Genomic DNA, 26,569 nt, shown 5'->3' on the forward strand with positions numbered 1-26,569 from the left:
CACGGCGAACTGCTTTGCTTGTTGTTGCTCTTGTGGGTTTCTGGTATAAAGCAGCGCTCTTTTCTAGGGCCCGGTTTCTTGCTCATCTGCTGTAGCCGGTAAGACCCTTGAAGAAACGCGGCGCCCAGGCGCCAAATGACTGAGAGATAAGCGGCCAACCCATGCCGGGTTGGGCATGTGGTTTTAGAGGGCTGAGGCATGTCGAGAGTCTGTCAAGTTACCGGTAAGGGTCCGGTAACCGGGAATAACATTTCCCACGCAAACAACAAAACCCGTCGTCGTTTCCTGCCAAACCTGCAGCATCACCGCTTCTGGGTTGAAAGCGAGAAGCGTTTTGTCCGTCTGCGCGTTTCCGCCAAGGGCATGCGTATCATCGACAAGCGTGGCATTGAGGCCGTTCTGGCTGATCTGCGCCGCGATGGCAAGGTTTAAGGAGACTGATCATGCGTGAATTGATTCGTTTGATTTCGAGCGCCGGTACTGGTCACTTTTACACTACCGACAAAAACAAGCGTACTACTCCCGACAAGATCGAGATCAAGAAGTACGATCCTGTTGTGCGCAAGCACGTGATCTACAAGGAAGGCAAGATCAAGTAATTGATCCGGCTTCCAAGAAAAAGGCCCGTATCGCGAGATACGGGCCTTTTTCGTTTTCGTGACCGGGGTATCAGCCGAAGCTGAAGCCGCTGACCCGGTGCGCATGATCGATGACGATGGTGATGCGGCCCAGGTCGAATTCGCGGGTGGTGATGTCGTTCGGCCCGTGCACGCGGCCGCGGTCGGTCAGTTCGCTGACATAGGCGCACAGCGCTGGCACATAGCGCGCGCCGATGAGGTAGTGCAGTTCACGGGGGATTTCTTCGTTGGTCATCTCATCGTCCTTTGCGAGATTGGCTGGGTGCACCACCAGCCGGCCTGCCGAGGGAGAGGGGGCATATCGGCCGGCTGGCGATGCAGGTGACAGCATCGTTCGCAGAGGGTCGGGCGTGGCGTTACATAATTATATTTTCGCCTCGAAGATCACATAAATCTTGCGGCAGCTTTCCAGCACCTCCCAGGTGCCCTTGAAGCCCGCCGGAATCACGAAGCGATCACCGGCGCGCAAAGTCTTGCCCTGCCCTTGCTCATCGCGCAGCACAGACACGCCGTGGACGATCTCGCAGTATTCATGCTCGGTGTAGCTCACCGCCCATTGGCCCGGCTCGCCTTCCCAGACCCCGGCGCTGAACTGGCTGCACGGGCTGTCGTAATGGTTGTAGACCGTCTGCTGCGGGTCGCCCTTGAGGATCTTTGGCGGCGCGGGGCGGTAGCGCTCAGGCTGGGTGCCGGCTTCGCTGAAGTCGACGATGCTTTGAATGTCCATGCAAGTCCCCTGTGATGAAAGATGATACCGGTTTGAGCCAGTACAGCCTGAGCGGTTCTGGCTGTCGAGAGTCGTTCAATAAATTCAACATAACTCACAGCCAGAGCACAGTTTGTCAAATATATTGGTTTTGTCTGATGGCTGGTTTAGGGTGGTGGGTATTTTCGGCTATCCCTAGCTGACCATCATCGACCATGAAGAGGACATGCGTATGACCACCCTGACTCTTGCTGACTGGCAACAACGTGCCCGCGACCTGAAGATCGAAGGCCGGGCCTTTATCCAGGGCCAGTACACCGATGCCGCTGGCGGCGCCACGTTCGACTGTATCAGCCCGGTCGATGGACGGCTGCTGGCCAAGGTTGCCAGTTGTGACGAGGTTGACGCCCAAAAGGCCGTCGAAAGCGCGCGCAAGGTGTTTGAAGCCGGCACCTGGTCGCGCATGGCACCGGCCAAGCGCAAGGCCACCATGATCCGTTTCGCCGGCCTGCTGCGCCAGAATGTCGAAGAGCTGGCACTGCTCGAAACCCTCGACATGGGCAAGCCGATCACCGATTCATTGAAAATCGACGTACCCGGCGCTGCCCAGGCACTGAGCTGGAGCGGCGAGGCGATCGACAAACTGTATGACGAGGTTGCGGCCACCCCGCATGACCAGCTGGGCCTGGTGACCCGCGAAGCGGTGGGCGTGGTGGCGGCCATCGTGCCGTGGAATTTCCCGCTGATGATGGCCTGCTGGAAACTGGGGCCTGCGCTGTCCACCGGTAACTCGGTGGTGCTCAAACCATCGGAAAAATCGCCGCTGACGGCCATTCGCATCGCGCAACTGGCGGTCGAGGCCGGTATCCCGGCGGGCGTGCTCAACGTCCTGCCAGGCTATGGGCACACCGTGGGCAAGGCATTGGCGCTGCACATGGACGTCGACACCGTGGTGTTTACCGGCTCGACCAAGATTGCCAAGCAGTTGATGGTCTATGCCGGCGAATCGAACATGAAGCGGGTCTGGCTGGAAGCCGGCGGCAAGAGCCCGAACATCGTGTTTTCCGACGCGCCGAACCTGCAGGCCGCTGCCGAAGCCGCCGCCAGCGCCATCGCCTTCAACCAGGGCGAGGTCTGCACGGCCGGTTCACGCTTGCTGGTCGAGCGCTCGATCAAAGACCAGTTCCTGCCGTTGGTGATAGAGGCGCTCAAAGGCTGGAAACCGGGCAACCCGCTGGACCCGGCCACCACGATCGGCGCGCTGGTCGATACCCAGCAGTTGAACACGGTGCTGTCCTACATTGAGGCAGGGCATGCCGATGGCGCCAAACTGGTCACCGGCGGCAAACGTATTCTGGAAGAAACCGGCGGCACTTACGTGGAGCCGACCATCTTCGACGGCGTGAACAACGCCATGAAGATCGCCCAGGAAGAAATCTTCGGTCCGGTGCTGTCGGTGCTGACCTTCGACAGCGCCGAGGAAGCAATCGGCATTGCCAACGACACCCAGTACGGCCTGGCTGCTGCGGTGTGGACCGCCGACCTGTCCAAGGCCCACCTGACCGCCAAGGCACTGCGCGCCGGTAGCGTATGGGTCAACCAGTACGACGGCGGCGACATGACCGCACCGTTCGGTGGCTTCAAGCAATCGGGTAACGGCCGCGACAAGTCGCTGCATGCGTTCGACAAGTACACCGAGCTGAAATCGACCTGGATCAAGCTTTAAATACAGTGCCTGTTGCTGGCGTCCAGCACGCACAGGGCATTGCAGGAGCCGCTTTAGCTGCGAAGTCCTTGTGGTCTTCGCGGATAAATCCGCTCCTGCGGGTCCGTATCATGTGATCATTCGCGCCGCTGAATGATCTGGAGTCTTTGCAATGCCTTGGGGTACCTATTTCGCCGTACTGGCCTCAGTGCTGAGTGTCGGTCTGGCGGTGGGCGTCAGCATGCCGCTGGTGTCGCTGCGCCTGGAGAGCTGGGGCTATGGCAGCTTCGCCATTGGCGTCATGGCCGCCATGCCGGCCATCGGCGTGCTGGTGGGTGCGGGACTGGCCAGCCGCCTGGCCGCCCGGCTGGGCACGCCACAGTTGATGCGGGTGTGCCTGTGGGCCGGCGCCTTGTCGGTCGGCCTGCTGGCACTGTTGCCGTATTACCCGGTGTGGCTGCTGCTGCGCCTGATGATCGGCATGATCCTGACCATTGTCTTCGTACTGGGCGAGAGCTGGATCAACCAGTTGGTGATCGAGCGCTTGCGCGGGCGACTGGTGGCCCTGTATGGCTGCACCTACGCGCTTAGCCAGCTAAGCGGACCTTTGCTGCTTGGCTGGATCGGCACCGAGGCCGACTACGGCTTCTGGATCGGCGTGGTGTTGCTGCTTGGCTCGCCGCTGCTGTTGCTGGGCCGCGGCGGCGCCCCCAGTACCGAGGCATGCCATGTCGGCTTCAAGGACCTGATCGGCTTCTGCCGCAAACTGCCGGCGATTGCCTGGGCGGTGTCGCTGTTCGCCGCCTTCGAGGCAATGATCCTGACCCTGCTGCCGGTGTACTGCCTGCGTCAGGGCTTCACGGCCGAAGTGGCGCTGATGATGGTCAGCGTCGTGGTCGTGGGCGATGCCTTGCTGCAACTGCCGATCGGCATGCTCGCCGACCGCCTGTCGCGCCGCGGCCTGTTCACCGGCTGCGCGTTGATGTTGCTGGTGTCGAGCCTGCTGGTGCCGGTATTTATCCATACGGTGTTTATCTGGCCGCTGTGGGTGTTGTTCGGGGCCAGCGCCGGCGGGTTGTTCACCCTGTCGCTGATTCTGATCGGCGAGCGCTTTCGCGACGATGCACTGGTGCGCGCCAATGCCCACGTGGCACAGCTGTGGGGCATTGGCTGCCTGCTCGGGCCGCTGGCGGCCGGTGCTGGCAGCCAGTGGGTCAGCGGGCACTCATTGCCGTGGCTGATGGCCGCTGGCGCGTTCGGGCTGGTGGTGTTGCTGCTGCGTCAGGGCGCGTTTGGTGCAGCGCCAGCGAAAGCCTGAATGCGCGCCGCTATCGCACGGCAAACACGTAACCCGTAGGACCAATGCCGATCAGTTAAGGCGGATTACACAAATTTCTCGCCTTGCGCTGAACCTGTGGGAGGGAGTTCTACTCGCGACAGGGCAAGTAAAACCGGTCGCTCCTACAACATCCGCTCCAGGCCGATGGCCTTGCTCATCCAGGCATTGAAGCGCCGCCACCAGTCGCCCGGTTCCTTGTCCAGGGTGTGGATCTGGCCGTTGTCTTCGGTTACCCACACCAGTTCGTCGTTTTGCAGCCTGACCTGGTAGCTGCGCTGCGGCGACATCCCTTCCAGGGTCAGCTCACGCAGTTGTTCGGCCAGCGGCGGGCTGTCGACCAGGATGCCGATTTCGGTGTTCCACAACACCGAGCGCGGGTCGAAGTTGAATGAGCCGACGAACAGCTTCTGCCGGTCGAAAATCATCGCTTTGCTGTGCAGGCTGGAGTCTGAGCCGCTGGTCAGCAGCGACGGCCTGGCGAACAGCCGTGACTGGCTGTAGGTCGACGGGTCGCCGGGCTGGCGACGCATTTCAAACAACTTCACCCCGTGCTGCAGCAAAGCCTTGCGATACGGCGCGTAGCCGCCGTGTACGGCGGGCACATCGGTCGCTTGCAGCGAGTTGGTCAACAGGCTGACCGCCACGCCGGCGTCCGAGCGCCCGGTGAGGTAGACCAGCCCGGCCTGGCCGGGAACGAAATAGGCCGAGATCAGCATCAACTCCTGTTTGACGTTGCGCAACTCAGGCGCGAGCTGGGTGGTGAGCAGCAGGTGCGGGTCGGGTTCGCCCTGGGCCAGGACTTTGGTCGGTGCGTCCCACAACACCTGGTTGTGCGCCCAAGTCAATTGCTTGAGCCAGGCCGGCAGCATGGGCTGTTGCCGGTAGCTCATCAGCCGCTCATAGAGCGCCTTGTGCTGCTGATGCGCCTGCTCCAGAGAACTGGCCAGACGGCGCCGGGCCTTGCTCAGGTCATGGTGGCCGGGCAGGAAGTACATGAAATGGTTGATCGGCTTGCTCAGGGTGCTGTTCCAGTACTGGTCGAAGCTGTGCCCAAGCTGCTGCGCCACCGGTCCTGCGGCCAGCAGGTCAATGTCGGTGAAGTTCAGGTTCGGCTCGGCGTCGAAGTACTCGTCACCCAGATTGCGCCCGCCAACGATGCCCACGCTGTTGTCGGCCAGCCACAGTTTGTTGTGCATGCGCCGATGCTGGCGCGACAGGTTCATGAGCCGGCCGACGCTGCGGGTCACGCCGGTTTCGCGGCCCAGCGCTTGCGGGTTGAACAGGCGGATCTGGATGTGCGGGTGGGCGGCCAGGGTGGCGATGGCCTGGTCCTGACCGTCGCTGGTGGTGTCGTCGAGCAGGATGCGAATGCGCACGCCGCGGTCGGCGGCCTGCAGCAGTTCCTCGACCAGCGCACGGGTGCTCAGGCCGTCGTGGACGATGTAGTACTGCAGGTCCAGGCTGGTGCGGGCCATGCGAATCAGCTCGGCACGGGCGCTGAACGCCTCGCTGCTGCTGGACAGCAGACGAAAGCCCGAACGCCCTTCGTGGGGCTGGGCAAGGGCCTGAATGCGGCGGCCAAAGCTCGACTGTTCAGCAGGCAACGCCTGGCTGGGTTCGTCGTGCACGGTGCGCTGCGCGCAGCCGCCCAGGCCCAGCGCCGCTGCCAGCAAAAAAGGCACAAACCATGATTTGTTCAAGATGCGCTGCCCGCAGAACCGATTTGGCGATATGACCGCACCACGCCGCTAAAATTAGCAGGACTGTGCCAGTAATTGCTTGATCACCTCACCCACCGTGCGCACCGCCGCCTCAATACGCGGCGTCGGGCGCACGGCGAAGTTCAGGCGCAGGCAATTGCGGTACTTGCCGGAGGCAGAAAAGATACTGCCCACGGCGATCTGGACCTTGTGCTCCAGCAGGGCGCGGTTCAAGCGCACCGTATCGAAGTCCTCGGCCAGTTCGACCCACAGCATGAAACCGCCCTGTGGACGGCTGGCACGGGTGCCTTCGGGGAAGTAGCGCAGCACCCAGTCGAGCATCTGGTCGCGGTTGCGCTGATACTGGCTGCGCATGCGCCGCAGGTGCGGTTCAAAGTGCCCGCCCTGCAGGAATTCGCTGATCGCCAGTTGCGGCTGCGGCGCGGTGGAGCCAGTGCCGATGTACTTCATGTGCAGCACCCGCTCCAGATAACGCCCCGGCGCGACCCAGCCAATCCGCAGGCCGGGCGCCAGGGTTTTGGAGAATGAGCTGCACAGCAGCACGCGGCCGTCTTCGTCGAATGACTTGATGGTGCGCGGGCGTGGATAGCTGAAGGCCAGGTCGCCGTACACGTCATCCTCGATGATCGGCACGTCGAAGCGCTGGGCCAGGCGCAGCAACGCGCGCTTGCGCTCCTCGGGCATCACGTAGCCCAGCGGGTTATTGCAACTGGGCGTCAGTTGGATGGCCTTGATCGGCCATTGCTCCAGGGCCAGCTCCAGGGCTTCGAGGCTGATGCCGGTCAATGGATCAGTGGGGATCTCCAGCGCCTTCATGCCCAGCCCCTTGAGGGTCTGCATGACACCGAAAAAGCTCGGCGAGTCCACCGCGACGATATCACCGGGCGCACACAGCGCACGGATGCAGGCGCTCAGCGCTTCATGACAGCCGCTGGTGATCAGCAGGTCGCTGGCATTCAACTGGCAGCCGGAGTCGAGCAACAGCCGGGCAATCTGCTCGCGCAGCGCCTGCACACCGAGGATGTTGTCGTAGTACAGACCGGGCATGTCCTGATGGCGGCTGAGCTGGCCCATGGCACGCAGCAACGGCTTGAGGGTCGGGCTGTTGACGTCCGGCATGCCACGCCCCAGCTGGGTCAAACCCTCGGCGGGCGACACCCGGATCATGTCCAGCACCTGCTCCCACTGGGAGATATCCACAGGCCGCTGCACCGGCCGCCCCACCACCGGCAGCGCCGGTGCCTTGCGGCTGATGGGCACGAAATAGCCAGACTTGGGCTTCGGCGTCGCCAGGCCGCTGTCTTCCAGCACCCGATAAGCTTGCTGCACGGTGCTCAGGCTCACCCCGTGCTCGATGCTCAAGGCACGCACCGAAGGCAGCCGGTCGCCGGGGCGATAGAAGCCGTTTTCGATGCGCGTCCCCAACAACTCGGCAAGGTTGACGTACAGGGTCATGGCGTACTCCCGGCAGAACGAAAGGCGATAGCAATACAGATAGGCCGAAAATAAAGCATTCAGTGACTAATACAAGGACTCTGTATGGAAAATATAAGCTTTTTTTGAATCTGTATCGTCCTGCGGATTGCGCTCATCATTCGCTTACGGCAATCCACCAGGGAGCGAGCGAAGATGAACAGCTTCACAGATGTGCAATCGGCTTTACCAGGCAGCCAGCGGCAAACGCAGCCGCAGGTCAATAGCGGCTCGCGCACTGTCACCCATACAGAGGCAAGTCCGGCGGTCAGCCGCTGGGCACTGTATCGTCATCGCCGGACCTCACGCCGCGCGCTGCTGGAACTCACCGATGACGAACTGCGCGACATCGGTCTGGACTATTCCCAGGCGTGTATCGAAGCCGGCAAACCGTTCTGGCGCGCCTGACTGCCCGTCAGACCAACTCTTTGAGCCGATGCCAGAGCATGCCCAGCGCCAGCAGCGGCGAACGCAAGTGTTTGCCGCCAGGGAAGGTGATATGCGGCACTTTGGCGAACAGTTCAAAGCCCGCACTGTGCTGGCCGGCGATGGCTTCGGCCAATAGCCGGCCGGCCAGGTGCGTGGCGTTGAGGCCGTGACCGGAATAGGCCTGGGCATAAAACACATTGGGGTGCTGTTTGAGGCGGCCGATCTGCGGCAGGCGGTTGGCGCCGATGCCGATCATCCCGCCCCATTGATAATCAATGCGGACATTGGCCAGTTGCGGGAACACCTTGAGCATCTTGGGGCGCATGTAGCCCGCGATGTCCTGCGGGTCACGGCCTGAGTAATGACAGGCGCCGCCGAACAGCAGGCGGCGGTCGGCGGACAGCCGGTAATAGTCCAGCGCCACCCGCTGGTCACACACCGCCATGTCTTGCGGCAGCAACTGACGAGCCTGTTCTTCACTCAGCGGTTCGGTGGCGATGATGTAGCTGCCGGCAGGTAACACCTTGCCGCCCAGCTCCGGGTTCAAGTCATTGAGGTAAGCGTTGCAGCCCAGCACCAGAAACTGTGCCTGCACCTGGCCCTGAGCGGTGTGGACCTTGACCTGCGGGCCGTAGTCGATACGCGTGACCTGTGACTGCTCGAACAGCTGCACGCCCAGAGACTGCGCCACAGCGGCTTCACCCAGCGCCAGATTGAGCGGGTGCAGGTGCCCCGAGCCCATGTCGATCAAACCACCGACGTACTGATCAGAACCCACCACGCTGCGCATCTGCCCCGGTTGCAGCAGTTGCAGTTCATGGCGGTAGCCCAGGCTGCGCAGCTCTTCGAGGTCTTCGGCAAAGCCTTGCAGGTCGGCGGGCTTGTTGGCCAGGTCGCAATAGCCCCATTTCAGATCGCACTGGATGTTGTGCCGCTCGATACGCTGACGGACGATTTCCACAGCTTCAAAGCCCAGCAGCTTGAGCTGGTGCACACCTTCGCTGCCGATCACCGACGTGAACTGCTCAAGACCATGGCCGACACCGCGAATCAACTGCCCGCCATTGCGCCCGCTGGCGCCCCAGCCGATTTTTCGTGCTTCCAGCAACGCCACACTCAAGCCCCGTTCGGCCAGCTCGATGGCGGTATTGAGCCCCGAAAACCCACCACCGACCACGCATACATCGACCTTCAGTTCACCTTGCAGCCTTGGGTAGTCCGGCTGTGGATGGCTGCTGGCGTTGTAGTAAGAGTTGGCGTGCTGGGTCATGGGGCTTCCTGGTGAATTCGCAGACAGCGACGAGGATAAGACGGTGTCCAGTGCCTGCCAACTGCGGCACAATCGCCGCGTTATGTCAGAGAACAGAGTTGATGAGCTGTAACCGCGAAAAAATCCGTACCCTACGGCGCCAGATTCCTTCCTTCGACTGTATACCCGGTTGTCATGACTGTTGTGGGCCGGTAACCACCTCGCCGGAAGAAATGTCCCGCCTGCCGCGCAAAAGCGCTGCCGAGCAACAGGCTGCGCTCGATGAGCTGAACTGCGTGCACCTGGGGCCCGATGGCTGCACCGTGTACGACGAGCGTCCGCTGATCTGCCGGCTGTTCGGCACCACACCGCGCCTGCCATGCCCCAATGGCCAACGCCCGGTGGAAATGATCCACCCACAGACCGAAAAACAGATTCATGCCTGGATGGCGGCCAACCGTCAGGTGCTCGTTTGAGCTTGAATCGCCCGTAGGAGCCGCTTTAGCGGCGAAAGCCTCGCTGCTGCCTTCGCTGCTAAAGCAGCTCCTACGGGCTGCCTTCCCGGCTAAAGCCGGTCCTACGGGGTATGGGGTCAATCCGCAATCGGCAGGCTGAGGCTTTCTTTGACTTCTTCCATCACGATATAGCTCTTGGACTCGCGCACATGCGGGAGTTTGAGCAGGATGTCGCCCAGCAGCTTGCGGTACGAGGCCATCTCCGAGATGCGCGCCTTGACCAGGTAGTCGAAGTCCCCTGACACCAGGTGACACTCCAGCACATGGGGCAGCTTGAGGATCGCGCGGCGGAACTCATCGAAGGTGTCGCCGGACTTGTAGTCCAGGCTGATCTCGACGAACACCAGCAGGCTGGCCTTGAGGGTCTGCGGGTTGAGGCGGGCGTTGTAGCCCATGATGATGCCTTCGCGCTCCAGACGCCGGACCCGTTCGGTGCAGGGCGTGGTAGACAACCCGACCCGTTCGCCCAGCTCCGTGAAAGAGATGCGCCCATCAGCCTGCAGGATGCGCAGGATATTGCGATCGATCTTGTCCAGCTCACGCTTCGACTGGTGCTGGGTGCGCATGGGTAATCTCCCTCTGTCTAAGCGCCGTTTACCGAGAAAACGCCTCGAATATAGCTTTTTATACAGTGAAAAGCACTGCCTGAACCTTCTTATACTGCGCACATCTCTTACTCATTCTGCACAACGTCAGCGGCTATCCGCGATGAGGTAATCAACATGCGCGTTCTGGTTCTCGGCAGTGGTGTGATTGGTACGACCAGTGCCTACTATCTGGCCCGCGAAGGCTTTCAGGTGACCGTGGTCGACCGTCAGCCGGCAGTGGCCATGGAAACCAGCTTCGCCAATGCAGGCCAGGTCTCGCCCGGTTACGCCTCGCCGTGGGCAGCGCCCGGTGTGCCGCTCAAGGCCATCAAGTGGCTGCTGGAGCGCCACGCGCCATTGGCAATCAAGGCCACCGCGCAAATCGACCAGTACCTGTGGATGGCGCAGATGCTGCGCAATTGCACCGCCAGCCGCTATGCGGTGAACAAAGAGCGCATGGTGCGCCTGTCCGAATACAGCCGTGACTGCCTCGATGAACTGCGTGCCGAAACCGGTATTGCCTATGAGGCACGGCAATTGGGCACCACCCAGTTGTTCCGCACCCAGGCGCAACTGGACAACGCGGCCAAGGACATCGCCGTCCTGGAACAGTCCGGTGTGCCGTACGAGCTGCTTGACCGTGACGGTATCGCCCGGGTCGAGCCAGCGCTGGCCGGGGTGGTCGGCAAACTCAGCGGCGCGCTGCGGCTGCCCAATGATCAGACCGGCGACTGCCAGCTATTCACCACCCGCCTGGCCGAAATGGCCGTAAACCTGGGGGTGGAATTCCGCTACGGCCAGAACATCGAGCGCATCGACTTTGCCGGCGACCGTATCAATGGTGTGTGGATCGACGGCAAGCTGGAAACCGCTGACCGTTACGTGCTGGCGCTGGGCAGCTACTCGCCGCAGTTGCTCAAGCCGCTGGGCATCAAGGCACCGGTGTATCCGCTCAAGGGCTACTCGCTGACCGTGCCGATTACCCGTGGCGAGATGGCGCCGACCTCGACGATTCTCGACGAGACCTACAAGGTTGCGATCACCCGGTTCGACAACCGTATCCGCGTTGGCGGCATGGCAGAAATTGCTGGTTTTGACCTGTCGCTCAACCCGCGCCGGCGCGAAACACTGGAGATGATCGTCGGTGATCTCTATCCTCTGGGCGGCGATCTGAGCCAGGCCAGTTTCTGGACCGGCCTGCGCCCGACCACCCCGGATGGTACGCCGATTGTCGGTGCTACCCGGTATGGCAACCTGTTCCTCAATACCGGCCACGGAACGCTGGGCTGGACCATGGCCTGCGGTTCCGGTCGCCTGCTGGCGGATCTGATCGCCCGCAAGACGCCACAGATCAGCGCCGCAGGTCTGGATATTTCCCGCTACGGCAAGGCCGCCGAGGCCGCCAGACCTGGACACCCGACCCCGGCCCATCAGTAATTTGCTGCAAACCGGTTTTCTCGATTCACCCCACAAGAAAGATGAGCCATGCGTCCAGCCCGTGCCCTGATTGACCTCAACGCCCTGCGCCACAACTACCGGCTGGCCCGCCAGCACTCTGGTGCCAGAGCGCTCGCCGTAATCAAGGCCGATGCCTACGGGCACGGTGCAGTGCGCGTCGCCCAGGCGCTGCAGAGCGAGGCCGATGGTTTTGCCGTGGCCTGCATCGAAGAGGCCCTGGAGCTACGGGCAGCCGGTGTCAGCGGGCCGATTCTGTTGCTCGAAGGTTTTTTTGAAGCGCAGGAACTGGACCTGATCGTCGAGCATGACTTCTGGTGCGTGGTGCATTCGCAATGGCAGATCGAGGCTATCGAGCGCACGGCGGTGGGCAAACCGCTGACCCTGTGGCTCAAGCTCGACAGCGGCATGCACCGGGTCGGCTTGTTCCCGGCCGATTACCAGGCCGCCTACCAGCGCCTGCTGGCCAGCGGCAAGGTGGCCGACATTGTCTTGATGAGCCACTTCGCCCGCGCTGATGAACTGGACTGCCCGCGCAGCGCAGAACAACTGGCGGTGTTCGAGGCTGCTCGTCAGGGACTCAAGGCCCTGACCAGCCTGAACAACTCGCCGGCACTGCTCGGCTGGCCACAGATCAACAGCGACTGGGTACGGCCGGGGATCATGCTTTACGGCGCCACACCGTTCGAGCAGGCACACCCGTTGGCCGATCAGTTGCAGGCGGTGATGACCCTGGAGTCGAAAGTCATCAGCGTCCGTGAGCTGCCGGCCGGTGAGCCAGTGGGCTATGGCGCGTCCTGGATCACTGATCGGCCGAGCCGGATTGGCGTGGTGGCGATGGGGTATGCCGATGGTTACCCGCGCCATGCACCGACCGGCACGCCGGTCATCATCGACGGCCAGGCCGCACGCCTGGTGGGCCGCGTGTCGATGGACATGCTGTGCGTTGAGCTCACCGACCTGCCCGCCGCCGGGCTCGGCAGCCACGTCGAGTTCTGGGGGCCAAACCTGTCGGCCAGCACCGTGGCGGCGCATGCCGGGACCATCCCGTACCAGTTGTTCTGCAACCTCAAGCGCGTCCCGCGTCAGTACAGCGAAAGCTGAACCCAGGCGGCAAAACCGCCTGCTTGTTGTAAATATCAAACGCTGTTGCCATCATGCCCCGGTCTCGACTTTAACCTCAGGCTTTGTACGAGCTTGTCTGCGCGTCGATCATGCTGCGATTGAAGACGATCCGAAGAGATCGTGCAGTAACGGAGCAATTGCCCGGTGTGGGTGATGCCTTGATGGCGGCGGGGTAGCCTGGTCCCTGTCCATCCCCCGCGACGCGCATTCGTACCAAGCCTCCGAACCTGGAGGACTGCCGAATTGGACGTCGGTGAGCGACTGCAATACATCCGTAAGCTCAAGGGCTTGTCCCAGCGTGAACTGGCCAAACGGGCGGGTGTGACCAATAGCACCATTTCCATGATCGAGAAGAACAGCGTCAGCCCCTCGATCAGTTCGCTGCGCAAGGTGCTCGGCGGCATTCCGATGTCCATGGTCGAGTTCTTTTCCGAAGAGCTGGCCCCGGAGAACACCAGCAAAGTGGTGTACAAGCCCGGCGAGCTGCTGGATATCTCCGACGGCGCGGTGACCATGAAACTGGTGGGCAAGTCGCATCAGGGCCGGGCCATCGCCTTCCTGACCGAAACCTATCCGCCCGGCGCCGACACTGGCGAAGAAATGCTGGTTCACGAAGGCGAAGAGACCGGCATCCTCATTGAGGGCCGCCTGGAGCTGATCGTCGGCAACGACACCTACCTGCTGGAAGTCGGCGACAGCTATTACTTCGAGAGCACCCGCGCGCACCGCTTCCGCAATCCCTTCGATGAACCGGCGCGACTAATCAGCGCAGCCACCCCCGCCAATTTTTGATAACACCTCTGCGAGCCCCGTTTATCGGGGGCTTGCCGGTTTATTGACCTAAGACAATGGTAATACCCCTTCGCGATGTAGGGGCGTTTCAGGCGAACAGGCGCGTCGTTATACTTTTCGCCTGCTCGCACAGCCGTTAACCGTAATGGCGAGCCTGACCTGCCACCATGAGGGTGAACGCGTGAACCTGACAACAATCGGCCTGGTACTGGCCACTGTGCTGAGCCTGGCGCCCATCGGCCTGCAGGCGGCATCCAACGAAGAGATCGCCAAACGGCTTGAGCCGGTCGGCAAGGTTTGCGTGCAGGGCCAGCAATGCGTGGGCGTGAACGTGACCGCGGCGGCGAGCGGCGGTGCGGGCAAGTCGGCAGACGACGTCATCGCCAAACACTGCACCGCCTGCCACACCATCGGCCTGCTGGATGCGCCGAAAATTGGCGACACCGCCGCCTGGAAAAAACGCGCCGACGAGCAGGGCGGCCTTGATGGTTTGCTGGCCAAGGCCATCAGCGGGGTCAACAGCATGCCCGCCAAAGGCACCTGTGCCGATTGCACCGACGACGAGCTCAAAGCCGCGATCCAGAAGATGTCCGGGTTGTAGGCGATCGCCCGCCGCCTCGGCGCCGCGCTGTCGCGCAGCAAACACGAAGCCCCGTAGGACCGGCTTTAGCCGGGAAAGCTTCGCAGTTGAAGCTGCTCACAAGGTCAAACGCGTTCCAGGGTGTTATGCAACCCCGCCAGCAGCAGCCGCTGATACAGCTCTTCAAGCAGCCCGTCGGGCTGGTCCAGGCCCATGCGTTGCAGATGCACAGCAAATGCCTCTGGCTCGGGTGCATCCAGCGCAGCCTTGCCCAGTTGCAGGATTTCGCTCAGTTTGAATTTGCTCTTGAGCCAGTTCAGGGCGCGCAGCAGGTCGCGCTCTTCAGGCTCGAAGTCGCTGCCCAGCGGGTATTCGGCAAACAACTGCGGATAACTGCCCGCCAGGGCCTTGAGCCGCTCAGGTGTGTTGTCGGTGAAGCGCGGGTCCAGGGCAAAGCCTTCAGGCAGTTTGCCGGCCCGCTGGGCCTGTTCGATCAGGCCGGGCTGGAAGCGTGAATCGCAGATATTGAGCAACCGCTCGATCACCGTGGCATCAGTTTGACCGCGCAGGTCGGCGATGCCGTATTCGGTGACCACGATATCGCGCAGGTGGCGGGGAATGGTCGCATGCCCATACGACCAGACAAGGTTGGAACTGACCTCGCCACCGGACTCGCGCCAACTGCGCAAGATCAGAATCGAGCGAGCATCTTCCAGCGCGTGGGCCTGAGCGACAAAATTGTATTGCCCGCCCACACCGCTGAGCACCCGGCCATCTTCCAGTTGGTCCGAGACTGCCGCGCCCAGCAGGGTCATGCAGAACGCGCTGTTGATGAATCGTGCATCACGGCGTTGCAGGCGCTTGAGTTCTTCGTTGCCATACAGCTCGTTGATGAAGCTGATTGCGCTCATGTTGAACTGCGCACGGCGTTCGGCCGACAGTTCGTTCAGGCGCGCATAGAAGCTGCGCGGCCCGAGAAAGAACCCGCCATGCAGCACCACGCCGTCGGTTGTATGGCTGTCATCGAGCATGCCCATGTCGGCCAGCCGCTGTTGCTCAAGGTCGGCGTAGACCTTGCGCCGCACGATGCCGGCGTCGGCCAGGGCCAGCAGACCGTTGACGAACATCTCGCTGCAACCGTAAAGCCCCTTGGCGAAAGGCTCGGTGCCGCCTTCGCGGTCGATCAGGGTTTGCCAGTTACTCATGTTCAAGTCGGCCAGCAGGTGTCGGTAACCGGCGTTATCCGCCTGACGGGCGAGCAGGGCAGCGGTCAGCGCATCGCCCATCGAACCGATACCGATCTGCAAGGTGCCGCCGTCACGCACCAGGGTGCTGGCGTGCAGGCCGATGAAGTGATCCTGAAAACCCACCGGCATGTTCGGCGTGGAGAACAACGTGGTGGTTTCCGGCTCTTCGAGCAGCAGGTCGAAGGCGGCCAGGTCCAGTTCCGAGTCGCCGGGCATATAGGGCAGGTCGGCATGCACCTGACCCAGCACCAGGATGGTTTCACCCGCAGTACGGCGTTTGGCGATCATCGGCAGCAGATCGAGGGTCACATCGGGGTTGCAACTCAGGCTCAGGCAGCCAGGCCGTTGCGGGTCCTGGGCCACCAGCTGCGCAATCAGGTTCAGGCCCTTGGCATTGATATCCCGCGCCGCATGGCTGTAGTTGCTGCTGACGTAATCCTGCTGCGCCGTCTGGCTGTCGAGCAGGCTGCCGGGCTGCATGAAAAACTGCTCGACACGGATATTGGCCGGCAGCCGGTCACGGCGCAGGTCGGCCAGATAGTCCAGCTCCGGGTAATCACCGAACACCCGCTCCAGAAAGGGTTCGAGAAAGCGCGCCTGCAAGCCTTCGCCCGGCGTGGGCCGGCCCAGGCTCAGGGCGGTATAGATCGTCAGTTGCCGCTCGGGCAGGTCACGGATGCGCGCATACAGCGCATTGACGAAGCGATTGGGTTTGCCCAGGCCCAGCGGCATGCCCAGATGAATGTGCGCAGGCAAGGTGGCCAGCACATGGTCGATCGCGCTTTCGATGGAGCAGGACTGCGGCATCCGGGCTCTCCTGACAGAACGGGGGATGCAGCTTGGACTTCGCAGATCGGGTAATTGCTGCATGACCTGCGCCAGACCCCGTCTGTGGGAGCTAGCTTGCTAGCGAAGACGGCAGCACATCACAACAGATGTAGTGTTTTTACTGGCCTCTTCGCGAGCAAGCTCGCTCCCACCGGGGACATAAAGCACTTAACTGAACAGTACCGGGATATAGCCTGAACCTGTCAGGCCGGCAGTTGCTCCTCGGCCTGCACCGGCCATTGATCGAGCACCTGGTCCAGAGTCAGATGCGCCTGGGTAATCAGGTGCATCGAGGCCATGGCCAGATGGCGCGCCGGGCCTTGCAAGGCATCGGCGGTCTCGAAGGCGGTGGCGGTGGCGCAACGCAACAGCTCGACCGCATGGGCCACGCGGCATTCGAGGTGGGTCAGGGTTGAGGGGGTATCAGGTGGATCGGGAATCAATTTATCCATGGCGAACTCACTTATCTGAGCCACCGGATATCCGCTGCTAAACGAACAAGGGTGGCAGCTTTGACGCGGGTTAGCAGACCGGTGAGCTCGCAAAACCGGCGCACCCGAAGGTGCCCCACGCAAAGCCGCCATAAGCGGTACTGCGCGAGCAAGCTACAAACAGGCTGCTAAACCCGATCACTGATGTTCAGTGACGGACGCAGCCTAGTCGCGGGATTTTGCACGCGCAAGGGCTCGGGATTTTCTCGGAAATTTCCTTCAATAGAAAGAGAGGCGTCTTGCAATTACAGGTCACCAACCGGCCGAAAATGCGCCCCGGCGCCCGCCCGCTGTTACAAATCCAGCACCAGCATCGCAGTCTTGGCACGCGAGCAGCAGGGCGTGAACTGGTTGTTCAGCGCCTGTTCTTCTTCGGTGAGGTACAGGTCGCGATGCTCCGGCACACCGTCGAGCACGCCGGTCAGGCAGGTGCCGCATACGCCTTGTTCGCACGACACCGCAATCTCCACACCATGACGCTCCAGCACCTGGACCACCGTCTGGTCCGCCGGGATCTCGAACTCCTGACCGCTGCTGGCGATCCTGACGCAAAAGCTGCCGTCGGCGCTGGTGTCCACCGGCGCGGCGGCGAAGTATTCGCGGTGCAGGTTGGCCTCCTGCCAGCCCTGCTGGCGGGCGCTGTCGAGCACGTGCTGCATGAACCCACCCGGCCCGCACACGTACAGATGCACATCGGGCTGCGGCCCGGCCAGCACACTCAGGGCATCGAGCGCGGTAGCCGGCTCTTGATCGCTATGTAGAAACACCCGGTCAGCGAAACTTGAAGCGTGCAGGCGCTCGACAAACGCGGCGCGATCACGGGCGCGCACGCAGTAGTGCAGTTCAAAGTCGGCCCCGCTGCTCGCCAGTTGTTCGGCCATGCACAGAATCGGCGTGATACCGATGCCACCGGCAAACAGCAGGCTGCGCCGGGCATGTTCGGCCAGCGGGAACAGGTTGCGCGGCTCGCTGATGCGCAGCGCCATGCCGGCGCGCAGCAACTGGTGCATGGCCCTTGAGCCGCCTCGCGAGGCCGGGTCATCAAGCACACCAATAAGGTAGCGATGCTGCTCGGCGGGGTGGTTGCACAGCGAGTACTGGCGCAGCAGCCCGGATTCGCCGGGCACCTGCACCTCGATGTGCGCCCCGGCGCTGAAGGCCGGCAAGGGGCTGCGGTCGGCACGGGCCAGCTCGAAGCTGCAGATGCCCAGCGCTTCGTCGCGGCGGGAAATCACCATAACGTCGATCATGTGATTGGCTCCTGCAGCTTATTGGGCAGTGGCGATCAAGGCCGGGGCAGCGCTTTGTTCCTGAGCGATAATGCGCTCCAGAATCTTGCGCGACTGCACACCACCGGCGTCGATATTGAGCTTGAGCAGGTTGCGCGTCGGGTACTTGAGCAGGTTCTGTTGCTGGCGTTCGAGCATCTCCAGGTCTTCGCTGAAAATCTTGCCCTGGCCTTCGCGGATCGTGTCGGTCAGCGCCTGATCCTGCGGATTGAAGTTGCGTGCCATGCCCCAGAAGTACCAGATCGAGGTATCGCTCTCGGGGGTGATGAAGTCCACCACAATGCTGGATGCCTTGAACTGCGCGTCGGCGTGATAACCGCCGTTACCGGCATGGGCCACGCCCACCTCGATCAGCACATGGCTGGGCGGGGTGAAGCGGCAGATCTGCCAGCGGTCCACCGGCACATCGTCGGCCAGGTTGTTACCGCGCAGGGCCATGCGCCAGAACGGCGGGGCCATGATGTTTTCCATGTGCCGGGCGGTGATCACTTCATCACCCTGCACCTGAGTGACCGGCGCGGCTTCATCAATTTCTTTCTGGCCAATGCTGGAGGCGTGCACGTAGGTTTCGTGGGTCAGGTCCATCAGGTTGTCGATCATCAGCCGGTAATCGCAGCCGATATGAAACAACCCGCCGCCATAAGCCCACTGGTCACTGACCGCCCATTCCAGGTGAGGAATCAGCCCTGCATCGGCCTGCGTCTGATCACCGGGCCAGACCCAGATAAACCCGTAGCGCTCCACGGCCGCGAAAGTCTTGTTGCAAGGAAAGCCGCGCACCCGCTGGCCTGGCATCGCAGCCGTCTTGCCATCGGCGCCCATCACCAGGCCGTGATAGCCACAGACCAACTGGCCGTTCTCCACGTAACCCAGCGACAGCGGGGCACCGCGATGCGGACAAAAATCCTCGACCGCCACCACCTGGTTGTCCAGGCCGCGATAAAACACCATCTTCTCGCCACAGATCTGCCGACCCAGCGGCTTGTCGGCGATTTCGTCAGGGGTGCAAGCAACATACCAGGCGTTCATGGGGTACATGGTCAGGCTCTCCGGTCCGGATTTGTTTTTATTAGTGGATCCATTGAAATCCTGAGCCAGCTTTGAGTCAAGAATATATATCCGATAATCGCCAAAATTATCATCAATGGATCCATAGAGCCGATTGACGGGCAAAATCGACAAACGCCGCAGCGCAGCGCAACGCTGAAAGGAAGTTGAAAGCTGGCTGAAAGCTTGGGGGATTAGGATCGCCTCCAGCACCGGCAAAAGACCGGTAAGCCAGGCCGACCGCACAGCCGTCGTCCGGACATTCAACAAGAATAACGGTGATTAACATGCTTGCTCCTACCTCCCTGTACACCTCCCTTGCGCCCCGACTCCAGACCACTGCTCGCTGAGCAGAACTGACTTTCATCTTTTCCGGTTTCCCTGACCGAAATACGTCTGGAGTATTGCCATGCTGACTTTCCTTGGCTTTGCCATGGTCATCGCCTTCATGTACCTGATCATGAGCAAGCGCATGACCGCGCTGATTGCCCTGATCATCGTCCCGATCATCTTTGCCCTGTTCGGTGGCTTCGGCCCGCAGATCGGCCCGATGATGCTCGCTGGTATCACCAAGCTGGCGCCCACCGGCGTCATGCTGATGTTCGCCATTCTCTACTTCGCCCTGATGATCGACTCGGGGCTGTTCGACCCGGCGGTGCGCAAGATCCTGAAAATGGTCAAGGGCGACCCGATGCGCATTTCCGTCGGCACCGCCGTACTGGCGCTGGTGGTTTCGCTGGACGGTGATGGCGCCACTACCTACATGATCTGCGTGGCCGCCATGCTGCCGCTGTACAGCCGTGTCGGCATGAGCCCACGGATCATGGCCGGCCTGATCATCCTCGCTGGCGGGATCATGAACATGACCCCATGGGGCGGCCCGACGGCTCGCGCAGCCAGTGCCCTGCATGTCGATGCCTCGGACATCTTCGTCCCGATGATCCCGGCCATGGCTGCCGGCGTGGTCTGCCTGCTGGCTATCTCTTACTTGTATGGCAAGCGCGAGCGGGCTCGTCTGGGCGTGCTGCAATTGCAGGGCGATGAAATCGATCACAGCGAAATCAGCGTGTCGCAATTCCCTGATGCCCGCCGTCCAAAACTGATCTGGTTCAACGGTGCCCTGACGTTCTGCCTGATGGTCACCCTGATCATGGGTCTGCTGCCGCTGCCAGTGCTGTTCATGGTGGCTTTCAGCATCGCGATGATCATCAACTACCCGAACCTGCAGGACCAGAAGGACCGCGTTTCGGCCCACGCCGGTAGCGTGTTGTCGGTAGTCGGCCTGATCTTCGCCGCCGGTATTTTCACCGGCATCCTGACCGGCACCGGCATGGTCGACGCCATGTCCAAGAGCCTGCTGGCGGTGATCCCTGAGGCCATGGGCCCTTACCTGGCGGTCATCACCGCGCTGGTGAGCATGCCGTTCACCTTCTTCATGTCCAATGACGCGTTCTACTACGGCGTCATGCCTGTGCTGGCCGAAGCCGCCTCGCACTACGGCATCAGCGCGGTAGAAATGGCCCGTGCTTCGATCGTTGGCCAGCCGGTGCACCTGCTCAGCCCACTGGTGCCTTCGACCTACCTGCTGGTTGCCCTGGCCGGTATCGATTTCGGTGACCACCAGCGCTTCACCCTCAAGTGGGCGATCCTGGTCTGCATGTGTATTCTGGTTGCCGCTGTCATGCTGGGTCTGTTCCCGCTGGTCAGCAGCGTCTGATTCAACCGCGTTTCAACCCCGAATCGCCGTCAGCTGTAGCTGGCGGCGATTTTTTATCGCCTGAGGAAACAACTGATGGAATGGCTACTCAACCCTGAAATATGGGTTGCTTTCTTGACCCTGACCGCCCTGGAAATCGTTCTGGGGATCGACAACATCATCATGATCTCGATCCTGGTCAGCCGCATGCCCAAAGCCATGCAAAAGCGCACCCGGCTGTTCGGCCTGGGCCTGGCCATGGTCACTCGCATCATGCTGCTGCTGTCGATCACCTGGATCATGCGCCTGACCACCGACCTGTTCAGCGTCTTCGGCCAGGGCATTTCCGGTCGTGACCTGATCCTGTTCTTCGGCGGCCTGTTCCTGCTGTGGAAAAGCTCCCAGGAAATCTTCCAGGGCATGGAAGGTGAAGAAGAGGCCGGCGACGAGCCCAAGGGCGCTGGCGGCATGTTCCTGGCAACCATCGTGCAGATCGCGATCATCGACATCGTGTTCTCGCTGGACTCGGTCATCACTGCGGTGGGCATGGTGTCCAACGTGCCGGTGATGGTCGCGGCGATCATCGTGGCGGTGCTGGTGATGATGCTCTGCTCCGGCGCCATCAGCGATTTCATCGACAAACATCCATCACTGAAGATGCTCGCCCTGTCGTTCCTGATGGTGGTCGGTACGGTGCTGATCGCCGAAGCCTTCGACATTCATGTGCCCAAAGGCTACGTGTACTTCGCCATGGCGTTCTCGCTGGCGGTTGAAGCGATCAACATCAAGATGCGCACCAGCCAGGCACGCAAGAAGGCCGAAGCGGCGCCAGCCGAAGCCTGAGGCTCGGCTAACCCGGCAGGAGCTGCTTCAGCCGCGACTTAGCCGCGAAGACCTTTCGCGGCTGAAGCCTTCGCTGCTAAAGCAGCTCCTACCGGGCGCAGGCCAGGGCGGGTCGCCCATTCATTACAGAATTGTTTCAATGCGTTGAGGCCTGTGCGATGCTGGCAGCACCGCACAAAGCGGTCTAAAGCTTTAGTAAAAACATTCCGCGTCGCTCGCTATTCACACCACCACAGGGGGCCTTGCATATGCTGACCCTGCTCGATCTATTGTCTGCCGTGGCCCTGCTGATCTGGGGCACGCACATTGTGCGTACCGGCATCCTGCGCGTATACGGCAGTCAGTTGCGCCGCGTGCTGGGCCATAACGTTGCACGTCGGCCGCTGGCCTTTCTCGCTGGCATCCTGGTCACCGCGCTGGTGCAGAGCAGCAACGCCACAGCCATGCTGGTGACATCCTTTGTCGGCCAGGGGCTGATGCGTCTGGCGCCGGCGCTGGCGATCATGCTGGGCGCCGATGTCGGCACCGCGCTGATGTCGCGGGTGTTGACCTTCGACCTGTCGTGGCTGTCGCCACTGCTGATCTTCCTCGGGGTGATCTTTTTTCTGTCGCGCAAGCAGACCCGCGCCGGCCAGTTGGGCAGGGTAGCCATCGGTCTGGGGCTGATCATCCTGGCGCTGCAACTGATCGTCAGCGCCGCCGCGCCGATCACCCAGGCCAGCGGAGTCAAGGTGCTGTTCGCCTCGCTGACCGGCGACTTCCTGCTCGATGCCCTGGTCGGTGCGCTGTTCGCGCTGATTTCCTATTCCAGCCTGGCGGCGGTGCTGCTGACCGCAACGCTGGCCGGTTCCGACATCATCAGCCTGCACGTGGCCATCGGTCTGGTGGTGGGGGCCAATATCGGCAGCGGTCTGCTGGCGTTCATGAGCACCAGCATGCAGAACGTACCCGGTCGCCAGGTGGCGCTGGGCAGCCTGCTATTCAAACTGCTGGGCCTGGTGCTGATCATCCCGGTGCTTGACCCGCTGGTGAACTGGCTCGACGAGCTGAGGCTCAAGCCACAGGAACTGGTGATCGGCTTTCATCTGGTCTACAACACCGCACGCTGCCTTTTGATGCTGCCCTTTGTCAGCCCCATGGCGCGCCTGTGCGCCAGCTTGCTGCAAGTGCCTGCCGAAACCGCAGGGCCGATCAAACCCAGGCATCTGGATCTGACCGCGCTGGCGACTCCCAGCCTGGCGCTGGCCAATGCGGTGCGTGAAACCCTGCGCATGGGCGACCTGCTGGAGAACATGCTGGGCGCCATGCAGGCCGTACTGCACGGCACCCAGACCGCTGTCACTCAGCAAGTGCGCAGCCTTAATGAGGATGTCGAGACCCTGTACAGCGGCATCAAGCTGTACCTGGCGCAGATGCCCCGAGAAGACCTGGGCGAACAGGACAATCGACGCTGGGCCGAAATCATTGAGCTGACCATCAACCTGGAATTGGCCAGTGGTGTGATCGAGCGCATGCTGCGCAAGATCCAGCAGCAGAAAACCGCGCAGCAACGATCGTTTTCGGACGTCGGTCTGGAAGAGCTCACCGACCTGCACACCCAGTTGCAGGCCAACCTGCGCCTGGGCCTGTCGGTGTTTCTCAGCGGCGACCCGCATAGCGCCCGCCAGCTATTGAAGGAAAAACGCCAGTTCCGCGCTCTGGAACGGCGGCTGGCCCACGCCCATGTCAACCGTTTGCAACGCAAAGTGGTGCAAAGTATCGAGACCAGCTCGCTGCACCTGGAACTGATGGCTGACATGAAGCGCCTCAACTCGCTGTTCTGCAGCAGCGCCTACGCGGTACTGGAAACCGCCGACACGGGTGCACTGTCCAGCGACGGACCGGACGAGACGCCAGGCCAGGTAGGCGAACAATCGGTGTGAACCGAGCGGCGGCAGCGAAGTCTGTTTAGCAGGCCGTTGAAAAACGTAGGCGAGGCAGCCAGTGCAAGGCAAAAACAGGCGAAAAAGCGGAGTTTACGGGTTGTAAATGAGCATTTTGAGCCTGTTTTTAACGCAGCAATGGCAACGCAGGTAGTTTTTCAACAGCATGTCAATTCAACTGGCCCGCAAGGAAAAGCTGTCTCATGCGCTGCCTGCTGCTGATCTGGCTGTTGCTCTGTTCTCTTCCCAGCCTGGCCCTGGACCGCCTGCAAGCCCAGGGTTATCTGTTGCCCAACGGTTTGCAGGTGCTGCTCAAGCCCGGCTACGACAAGGGCCATGTGGCGATCCGGCTGATTGTCGGGGTGGGCTTTGATGACTTTGCCTGTGAGCACAAAGAACTGCCGCACCTGCTCGAACACTTGATGTTCAGCGGCATCGATGACAGCGGCGAAGGCGGTCTGGAGTCGCGCATGCAGGCGCTCGGTGGCGAGTGGAACGCCTTTACCAGCAACGCCGACACCACCTTTGTGATCGAGGCACCGGCGCGTAACCAGCGCAAGGTACTCGACCTGCTCATGCAGGTGCTGACCCACACCGAGCTGACCCAGAGCCGCCTGGACACGGTCAGGCGCATCGTTGCCCATGAAGACGGCGGCCACGCCTCGCGCCTGCAACGGCTGCTCGACCGGCGTGAGGCGGGCAGCAACGCCAGCAGCCAGGTGGCGAGCGAACTGGGCCTGAAGTGCGCCGACAGTCCGGACGTCGAGGCGGTCAGCCTGGAGCAGCTCGAAGATGCCCTGGCGACCTGGTACGCACCCAACAACATGACCCTGATCATGGTCGGTGACCTGGACAAGCTGCTGCCCGGCTACCTGGAACGGGTCTATGGCCGCCTGGCCGCCACCGAACCTGCCGAACACCCGACCCTGGACAGCGCGAAACAAGTGGCTGAACAACGCCGGGTACTGACCCGCGGGGTACTGGGCGAAAGTGCCCGGCTGCACCTGATCTTTCCCGAGCCCTTGCTGGATGAACAACACGATGAAACCTGGGAGCTGGTCCGGTCTTATCTGGAGTGGTCGCTGTACTCAGAACTGCGCCTGCAGCAGGGTTTGTCCTACGGCCCTTCGGTCAGCCGCGAGGTGTTCAGCGACACCGGGCTGATGAGCCTGGACGCCGATGTCGAACGCAGCGACCTGTTGCAAGCCGAACAGACCCTGCATGCGCTGCTTGAACGCTTGCAGCGTGACGGCCTGCAAGCTGCAACCTTCGAGCGCCTCAAACAAGCCGCCGTGGCCCGGCAGGCCTGGGCCGTGCAAGGCAACAGCGCGCTGGCCGACTATTACTGGGGCGCGCTCAACGATTACGAGAATGGCCGCTTTGCCGACCCGGCCAAGCGCATTCAGGCGGTCACCCTGGAGGGCGCCAACCGGGCCTTGCGTCAGTTACTCGAACAACCGGGCTACATCCGCATCGAGAAACCGCTGTTCAGTTACGACGATCTGTATTGGCTGGTCCTGGCTGCCGGAGTGCTGATGATCCTGCTGCTGGTCGGCGGGCTGCGTTATCGCCGTCAGCAACGGCTGTAGCGCTGCGCACTGCATTGCTATGCTTGGCGACTTTTTTCCACCCCTGCTGAAGTGAAACCCAATGCCCCACTGGAATGTCCTCGTCACCCGCATCCTCGACCTGATGCGCCGCTATCCGGGCATCATTGCGGCGGGCGGATTCATCTCCGGGATCGTCAGCTTCATCATGGTCGACCGTCAGGCCGGGCTGGCCAGCTGGATCGCCGTGGTGATGATGCTCAGCTGGCTGTGGCTGATGGTCGAGAACAGCGTGGTGGGGTTGTTGCACCGAAAGTTCGGCAAGGAAATTCCGCAAGGATTGCTGCGTTACGGCACCCAGCTGATCCATCAGGAAAGCCTGTTCTTCGTCCTGCCGTTCTTTTTCATCACCACCACCTGGAACAGCGGCCAGGCGTTGTTCACGGCGCTGCTCGGTGCGGCCGGGCTGATCTCCATCGTCGACCCGCTGTACTACCGCTGGCTGGCACCGCGCCGCTGGCTGTTCCTGGCCTTGCATACCCTGACCCTGTTCGCCGCGATGCTCACCGCGCTGCCGATCATTCTCAACCTGACCACCACCGAGAGCTACAAACTGGCGCTCGGCACCGCGATTGTGCTGTCGATTCCCAGCCTGGCATCGAGCTTTCCGATCCGCACCTGGCGCAGTGGGGTGATGCTGGTGACCGTGATCCTGGCCGTGGGCAGCGCTGGCTGGCTGCTGCGCTCCTGGGTGCCACCGGCCACGCTGTGGCTGACCGAAGTGGCGGTGAGCACCGAGTTCGACAACAAAAGTCGCACACCGGGTGAAAGCATCCGCCAGATCAGCGCCGCTCAACTGCGCCGTGACGGCCTGTATGCCTACACCGCAATCAATGCCCCACGCGGCCTGCAAGAGCGCATTTACCATGTGTGGCGGCGCAACGGTGAAGAAGTGGACCGCATTGCCCTGAATATCAACGGCGGGCGCAAGGAGGGCTATCGCGCCTGGACCCACAAGCGCAATTTCCCGCAGGACGTGGCGGGCCGCTGGCAGGTTCGGGTGCTGACCGAGGACGGGCAGATGATCGGCGTACTGCGTTTTGAAGTGACCGACGCCGATCAACCGACCGTGACCCAGCCAAAAGGCCGGATCATCCAGCTCAAACCCGGTGGCGATGACGACGCTGCGCCTGCGGCATCCGAGCCCGGTGTTGCGGCGCCAGAACCGCAAACGGAGCCAGAGCCAGCACCGGAGCCAGCAGCAGAGCAACCGCCCGCCGCGACGCCTGAATCACAGCCGGCCCCGGAGCCGTCATCAGAGTCTGGACCTGCTGCGACGCCTTGA

26 protein-coding genes are annotated in these 26,569 nt (G+C 61.8%); 15 read left to right on the top strand and 11 right to left on the bottom strand.

Annotated features, from left to right (window positions below; all coding sequences use genetic code 11):
- Positions 1-198 precede the first annotated feature (198 nt).
- Together rpmB and rpmG are read left to right on the top strand one after the other, a co-directional pair.
- Positions 199-432 (top strand): 50S ribosomal protein L28, encoded by a 234-nt coding sequence (gene rpmB / locus NRB16_RS08385; RefSeq protein WP_045485076.1) that lies wholly within the window; start codon positions 199-201, stop codon positions 430-432.
- An 11-nt stretch (positions 433-443) separates the two neighbouring features.
- Positions 444-599 (top strand): 50S ribosomal protein L33, encoded by a 156-nt coding sequence (rpmG, locus tag NRB16_RS08390; RefSeq protein ID WP_003177274.1) that lies wholly within the window; start codon positions 444-446, stop codon positions 597-599.
- A 70-nt stretch (positions 600-669) separates the two neighbouring features.
- Here the strand turns inward: rpmG and NRB16_RS08395 are convergent, their stop codons facing one another.
- Complete coding sequence (locus tag NRB16_RS08395; protein ID WP_257105960.1) at positions 670-873, bottom strand: hypothetical protein; 204 nt, start codon at positions 871-873, stop codon at positions 670-672.
- Positions 874-1,002: 129 nt separating this feature from the next.
- A complete protein-coding gene (locus tag NRB16_RS08400) occupies positions 1,003-1,365 on the bottom strand; it encodes a cupin domain-containing protein (protein ID WP_045485084.1) in 363 nt (120 codons plus the stop codon).
- A 211-nt stretch (positions 1,366-1,576) separates the two neighbouring features.
- Here NRB16_RS08400 and NRB16_RS08405 point away from each other — a divergent pair, with 211 nt between their 5' ends.
- Together NRB16_RS08405 and NRB16_RS08410 are read left to right on the top strand one after the other, a co-directional pair.
- On the top strand, positions 1,577-3,070 hold the full coding sequence (locus tag NRB16_RS08405; protein WP_257105961.1) for an aldehyde dehydrogenase: 1,494 nt from the start codon (positions 1,577-1,579) through the stop codon (positions 3,068-3,070).
- Positions 3,071-3,221: 151 nt separating this feature from the next.
- Positions 3,222-4,367 (top strand): MFS transporter, encoded by a 1,146-nt coding sequence (locus tag NRB16_RS08410; RefSeq protein WP_253139848.1) that lies wholly within the window; start codon positions 3,222-3,224, stop codon positions 4,365-4,367.
- A gap of 143 nt (positions 4,368-4,510) precedes the next feature.
- Here NRB16_RS08410 and NRB16_RS08415 read toward each other — a convergent pair whose 3' ends face one another.
- Positions 4,511-6,088, bottom strand: a complete 1,578-nt coding sequence (locus NRB16_RS08415; protein ID WP_257105962.1) for a phospholipase D family protein — start codon at positions 6,086-6,088, stop codon at positions 4,511-4,513.
- Positions 6,089-6,142: 54 nt separating this feature from the next.
- On the bottom strand, positions 6,143-7,564 hold the full coding sequence (locus NRB16_RS08420) for a PLP-dependent aminotransferase family protein (protein WP_045485090.1): 1,422 nt from the start codon (positions 7,562-7,564) through the stop codon (positions 6,143-6,145).
- 174 nt (positions 7,565-7,738) lie between these two features.
- Between NRB16_RS08420 and NRB16_RS08425 the strand changes: the two genes are divergently transcribed.
- Positions 7,739-7,990 (top strand): DUF1127 domain-containing protein, encoded by a 252-nt coding sequence (locus tag NRB16_RS08425; protein WP_045485092.1) that lies wholly within the window; start codon positions 7,739-7,741, stop codon positions 7,988-7,990.
- A 7-nt stretch (positions 7,991-7,997) separates the two neighbouring features.
- On the opposite strand, the gene NRB16_RS08430 is transcribed toward NRB16_RS08425, so the two are convergent.
- The gene (locus NRB16_RS08430) at positions 7,998-9,281 is read right to left on the bottom strand and encodes an FAD-binding oxidoreductase (RefSeq protein ID WP_045485093.1); all 1,284 of its coding nucleotides are present in this window, start codon (positions 9,279-9,281) and stop codon (positions 7,998-8,000) included.
- A 101-nt stretch (positions 9,282-9,382) separates the two neighbouring features.
- On the opposite strand from NRB16_RS08430, the gene NRB16_RS08435 reads away from it, so the two are divergent.
- Positions 9,383-9,736, top strand: a complete 354-nt coding sequence (locus NRB16_RS08435) for a YkgJ family cysteine cluster protein (protein ID WP_045485095.1) — start codon at positions 9,383-9,385, stop codon at positions 9,734-9,736.
- Between the two features lie 116 nt (positions 9,737-9,852).
- Here NRB16_RS08435 and NRB16_RS08440 read toward each other — a convergent pair whose 3' ends face one another.
- Positions 9,853-10,341 (bottom strand): Lrp/AsnC ligand binding domain-containing protein, encoded by a 489-nt coding sequence (locus NRB16_RS08440; protein WP_045485096.1) that lies wholly within the window; start codon positions 10,339-10,341, stop codon positions 9,853-9,855.
- 156 nt (positions 10,342-10,497) lie between these two features.
- Here NRB16_RS08440 and dadA point away from each other — a divergent pair, with 156 nt between their 5' ends.
- The 4 genes from dadA (at position 10,498) to NRB16_RS08460 (ending at position 14,335) form a co-directional block, all read left to right on the top strand.
- The gene (gene dadA / locus NRB16_RS08445) at positions 10,498-11,799 is read left to right on the top strand and encodes a D-amino acid dehydrogenase (protein WP_257105963.1); all 1,302 of its coding nucleotides are present in this window, start codon (positions 10,498-10,500) and stop codon (positions 11,797-11,799) included.
- A gap of 48 nt (positions 11,800-11,847) precedes the next feature.
- On the top strand, positions 11,848-12,921 hold the full coding sequence (alr, locus tag NRB16_RS08450) for an alanine racemase (protein ID WP_257105964.1): 1,074 nt from the start codon (positions 11,848-11,850) through the stop codon (positions 12,919-12,921).
- Between the two features lie 264 nt (positions 12,922-13,185).
- On the top strand, positions 13,186-13,734 hold the full coding sequence (locus NRB16_RS08455) for a cupin domain-containing protein (protein WP_045485099.1): 549 nt from the start codon (positions 13,186-13,188) through the stop codon (positions 13,732-13,734).
- A 145-nt stretch (positions 13,735-13,879) separates the two neighbouring features.
- Positions 13,880-14,335 (top strand): cytochrome c5 family protein, encoded by a 456-nt coding sequence (locus tag NRB16_RS08460; protein ID WP_257105965.1) that lies wholly within the window; start codon positions 13,880-13,882, stop codon positions 14,333-14,335.
- Between the two features lie 104 nt (positions 14,336-14,439).
- Here NRB16_RS08460 and NRB16_RS08465 read toward each other — a convergent pair whose 3' ends face one another.
- From NRB16_RS08465 to NRB16_RS08485, 5 genes are all read right to left on the bottom strand, one after another.
- Entirely contained in the window at positions 14,440-16,368 is a 1,929-nt protein-coding gene (locus NRB16_RS08465; RefSeq protein WP_257105966.1) for an acetyl-CoA hydrolase/transferase C-terminal domain-containing protein, read from the bottom strand.
- A 224-nt stretch (positions 16,369-16,592) separates the two neighbouring features.
- Positions 16,593-16,841 carry a DUF6124 family protein gene (locus tag NRB16_RS08470; protein ID WP_045485101.1) on the bottom strand — a complete coding sequence of 83 codons (249 nt, stop codon included), beginning with the start codon at positions 16,839-16,841 and terminating at the stop codon, positions 16,593-16,595.
- Positions 16,842-17,173: 332 nt separating this feature from the next.
- Complete coding sequence (locus NRB16_RS08475; RefSeq protein ID WP_045485103.1) at positions 17,174-18,130, bottom strand: PDR/VanB family oxidoreductase; 957 nt, start codon at positions 18,128-18,130, stop codon at positions 17,174-17,176.
- An 18-nt stretch (positions 18,131-18,148) separates the two neighbouring features.
- Positions 18,149-19,207, bottom strand: a complete 1,059-nt coding sequence (locus NRB16_RS08480) for an aromatic ring-hydroxylating dioxygenase subunit alpha (RefSeq protein WP_045485105.1) — start codon at positions 19,205-19,207, stop codon at positions 18,149-18,151.
- A 103-nt stretch (positions 19,208-19,310) separates the two neighbouring features.
- On the bottom strand, positions 19,311-19,505 hold the full coding sequence (locus NRB16_RS08485) for a hypothetical protein (protein WP_253139826.1): 195 nt from the start codon (positions 19,503-19,505) through the stop codon (positions 19,311-19,313).
- A gap of 120 nt (positions 19,506-19,625) precedes the next feature.
- On the opposite strand from NRB16_RS08485, the gene NRB16_RS08490 reads away from it, so the two are divergent.
- From NRB16_RS08490 to NRB16_RS08510, 5 genes are all read left to right on the top strand, one after another.
- On the top strand, positions 19,626-20,933 hold the full coding sequence (locus NRB16_RS08490; RefSeq protein ID WP_045485107.1) for a CitMHS family transporter: 1,308 nt from the start codon (positions 19,626-19,628) through the stop codon (positions 20,931-20,933).
- Between the two features lie 75 nt (positions 20,934-21,008).
- Entirely contained in the window at positions 21,009-21,755 is a 747-nt protein-coding gene (locus NRB16_RS08495; RefSeq protein WP_045485109.1) for a TerC family protein, read from the top strand.
- Positions 21,756-22,003: 248 nt separating this feature from the next.
- Entirely contained in the window at positions 22,004-23,677 is a 1,674-nt protein-coding gene (locus NRB16_RS08500) for a Na/Pi cotransporter family protein (RefSeq protein WP_045485110.1), read from the top strand.
- Positions 23,678-23,880: 203 nt separating this feature from the next.
- Positions 23,881-25,266, top strand: a complete 1,386-nt coding sequence (locus tag NRB16_RS08505; RefSeq protein ID WP_257105967.1) for a pitrilysin family protein — start codon at positions 23,881-23,883, stop codon at positions 25,264-25,266.
- 61 nt (positions 25,267-25,327) lie between these two features.
- Positions 25,328-26,569, top strand: coding sequence for a DUF5924 family protein (locus NRB16_RS08510; protein WP_045485113.1), 1,242 nt, complete (start codon positions 25,328-25,330; stop codon positions 26,567-26,569).

Source organism: Pseudomonas sp. LJDD11 (genome assembly GCF_024584215.1).
GTDB lineage: Bacteria > Pseudomonadota > Gammaproteobacteria > Pseudomonadales > Pseudomonadaceae > Aquipseudomonas.

Bases quoted from the DNA above. Each gene is read 5' to 3' on its own strand.
- NRB16_RS08510 (WP_045485113.1), top strand. From the start codon at position 25,328: ATGCCCCACTGGAATGTCCTCGTCACCCGCATCCTCGACCTGATGCGC.
- NRB16_RS08470 (WP_045485101.1), bottom strand. From the start codon at position 16,841: ATGGATAAATTGATTCCCGATCCACCTGATACCCCCTCAACCCTGACC.
- NRB16_RS08480 (WP_045485105.1), bottom strand. From the start codon at position 19,207: ATGTACCCCATGAACGCCTGGTATGTTGCTTGCACCCCTGACGAAATC.
- NRB16_RS08475 (WP_045485103.1), bottom strand. From the start codon at position 18,130: ATGATCGACGTTATGGTGATTTCCCGCCGCGACGAAGCGCTGGGCATC.
- NRB16_RS08440 (WP_045485096.1), bottom strand. From the start codon at position 10,341: ATGCGCACCCAGCACCAGTCGAAGCGTGAGCTGGACAAGATCGATCGC.
- dadA (WP_257105963.1), top strand. From the start codon at position 10,498: ATGCGCGTTCTGGTTCTCGGCAGTGGTGTGATTGGTACGACCAGTGCC.
- NRB16_RS08410 (WP_253139848.1), top strand. From the start codon at position 3,222: ATGCCTTGGGGTACCTATTTCGCCGTACTGGCCTCAGTGCTGAGTGTC.
- rpmB (WP_045485076.1), top strand. From the start codon at position 199: ATGTCGAGAGTCTGTCAAGTTACCGGTAAGGGTCCGGTAACCGGGAAT.
- NRB16_RS08420 (WP_045485090.1), bottom strand. From the start codon at position 7,564: ATGACCCTGTACGTCAACCTTGCCGAGTTGTTGGGGACGCGCATCGAA.
- NRB16_RS08425 (WP_045485092.1), top strand. From the start codon at position 7,739: ATGAACAGCTTCACAGATGTGCAATCGGCTTTACCAGGCAGCCAGCGG.
- NRB16_RS08430 (WP_045485093.1), bottom strand. From the start codon at position 9,281: ATGACCCAGCACGCCAACTCTTACTACAACGCCAGCAGCCATCCACAG.
- NRB16_RS08460 (WP_257105965.1), top strand. From the start codon at position 13,880: ATGGCGAGCCTGACCTGCCACCATGAGGGTGAACGCGTGAACCTGACA.
- NRB16_RS08395 (WP_257105960.1), bottom strand. From the start codon at position 873: ATGACCAACGAAGAAATCCCCCGTGAACTGCACTACCTCATCGGCGCG.
- alr (WP_257105964.1), top strand. From the start codon at position 11,848: ATGCGTCCAGCCCGTGCCCTGATTGACCTCAACGCCCTGCGCCACAAC.
- NRB16_RS08500 (WP_045485110.1), top strand. From the start codon at position 22,004: ATGCTGACCCTGCTCGATCTATTGTCTGCCGTGGCCCTGCTGATCTGG.
- NRB16_RS08505 (WP_257105967.1), top strand. From the start codon at position 23,881: ATGCGCTGCCTGCTGCTGATCTGGCTGTTGCTCTGTTCTCTTCCCAGC.
- NRB16_RS08405 (WP_257105961.1), top strand. From the start codon at position 1,577: ATGACCACCCTGACTCTTGCTGACTGGCAACAACGTGCCCGCGACCTG.
- NRB16_RS08465 (WP_257105966.1), bottom strand. From the start codon at position 16,368: ATGCCGCAGTCCTGCTCCATCGAAAGCGCGATCGACCATGTGCTGGCC.
- NRB16_RS08435 (WP_045485095.1), top strand. From the start codon at position 9,383: ATGAGCTGTAACCGCGAAAAAATCCGTACCCTACGGCGCCAGATTCCT.
- NRB16_RS08495 (WP_045485109.1), top strand. From the start codon at position 21,009: ATGGAATGGCTACTCAACCCTGAAATATGGGTTGCTTTCTTGACCCTG.
- NRB16_RS08490 (WP_045485107.1), top strand. From the start codon at position 19,626: ATGCTGACTTTCCTTGGCTTTGCCATGGTCATCGCCTTCATGTACCTG.
- NRB16_RS08485 (WP_253139826.1), bottom strand. From the start codon at position 19,505: ATGTTAATCACCGTTATTCTTGTTGAATGTCCGGACGACGGCTGTGCG.
- NRB16_RS08400 (WP_045485084.1), bottom strand. From the start codon at position 1,365: ATGGACATTCAAAGCATCGTCGACTTCAGCGAAGCCGGCACCCAGCCT.
- rpmG (WP_003177274.1), top strand. From the start codon at position 444: ATGCGTGAATTGATTCGTTTGATTTCGAGCGCCGGTACTGGTCACTTT.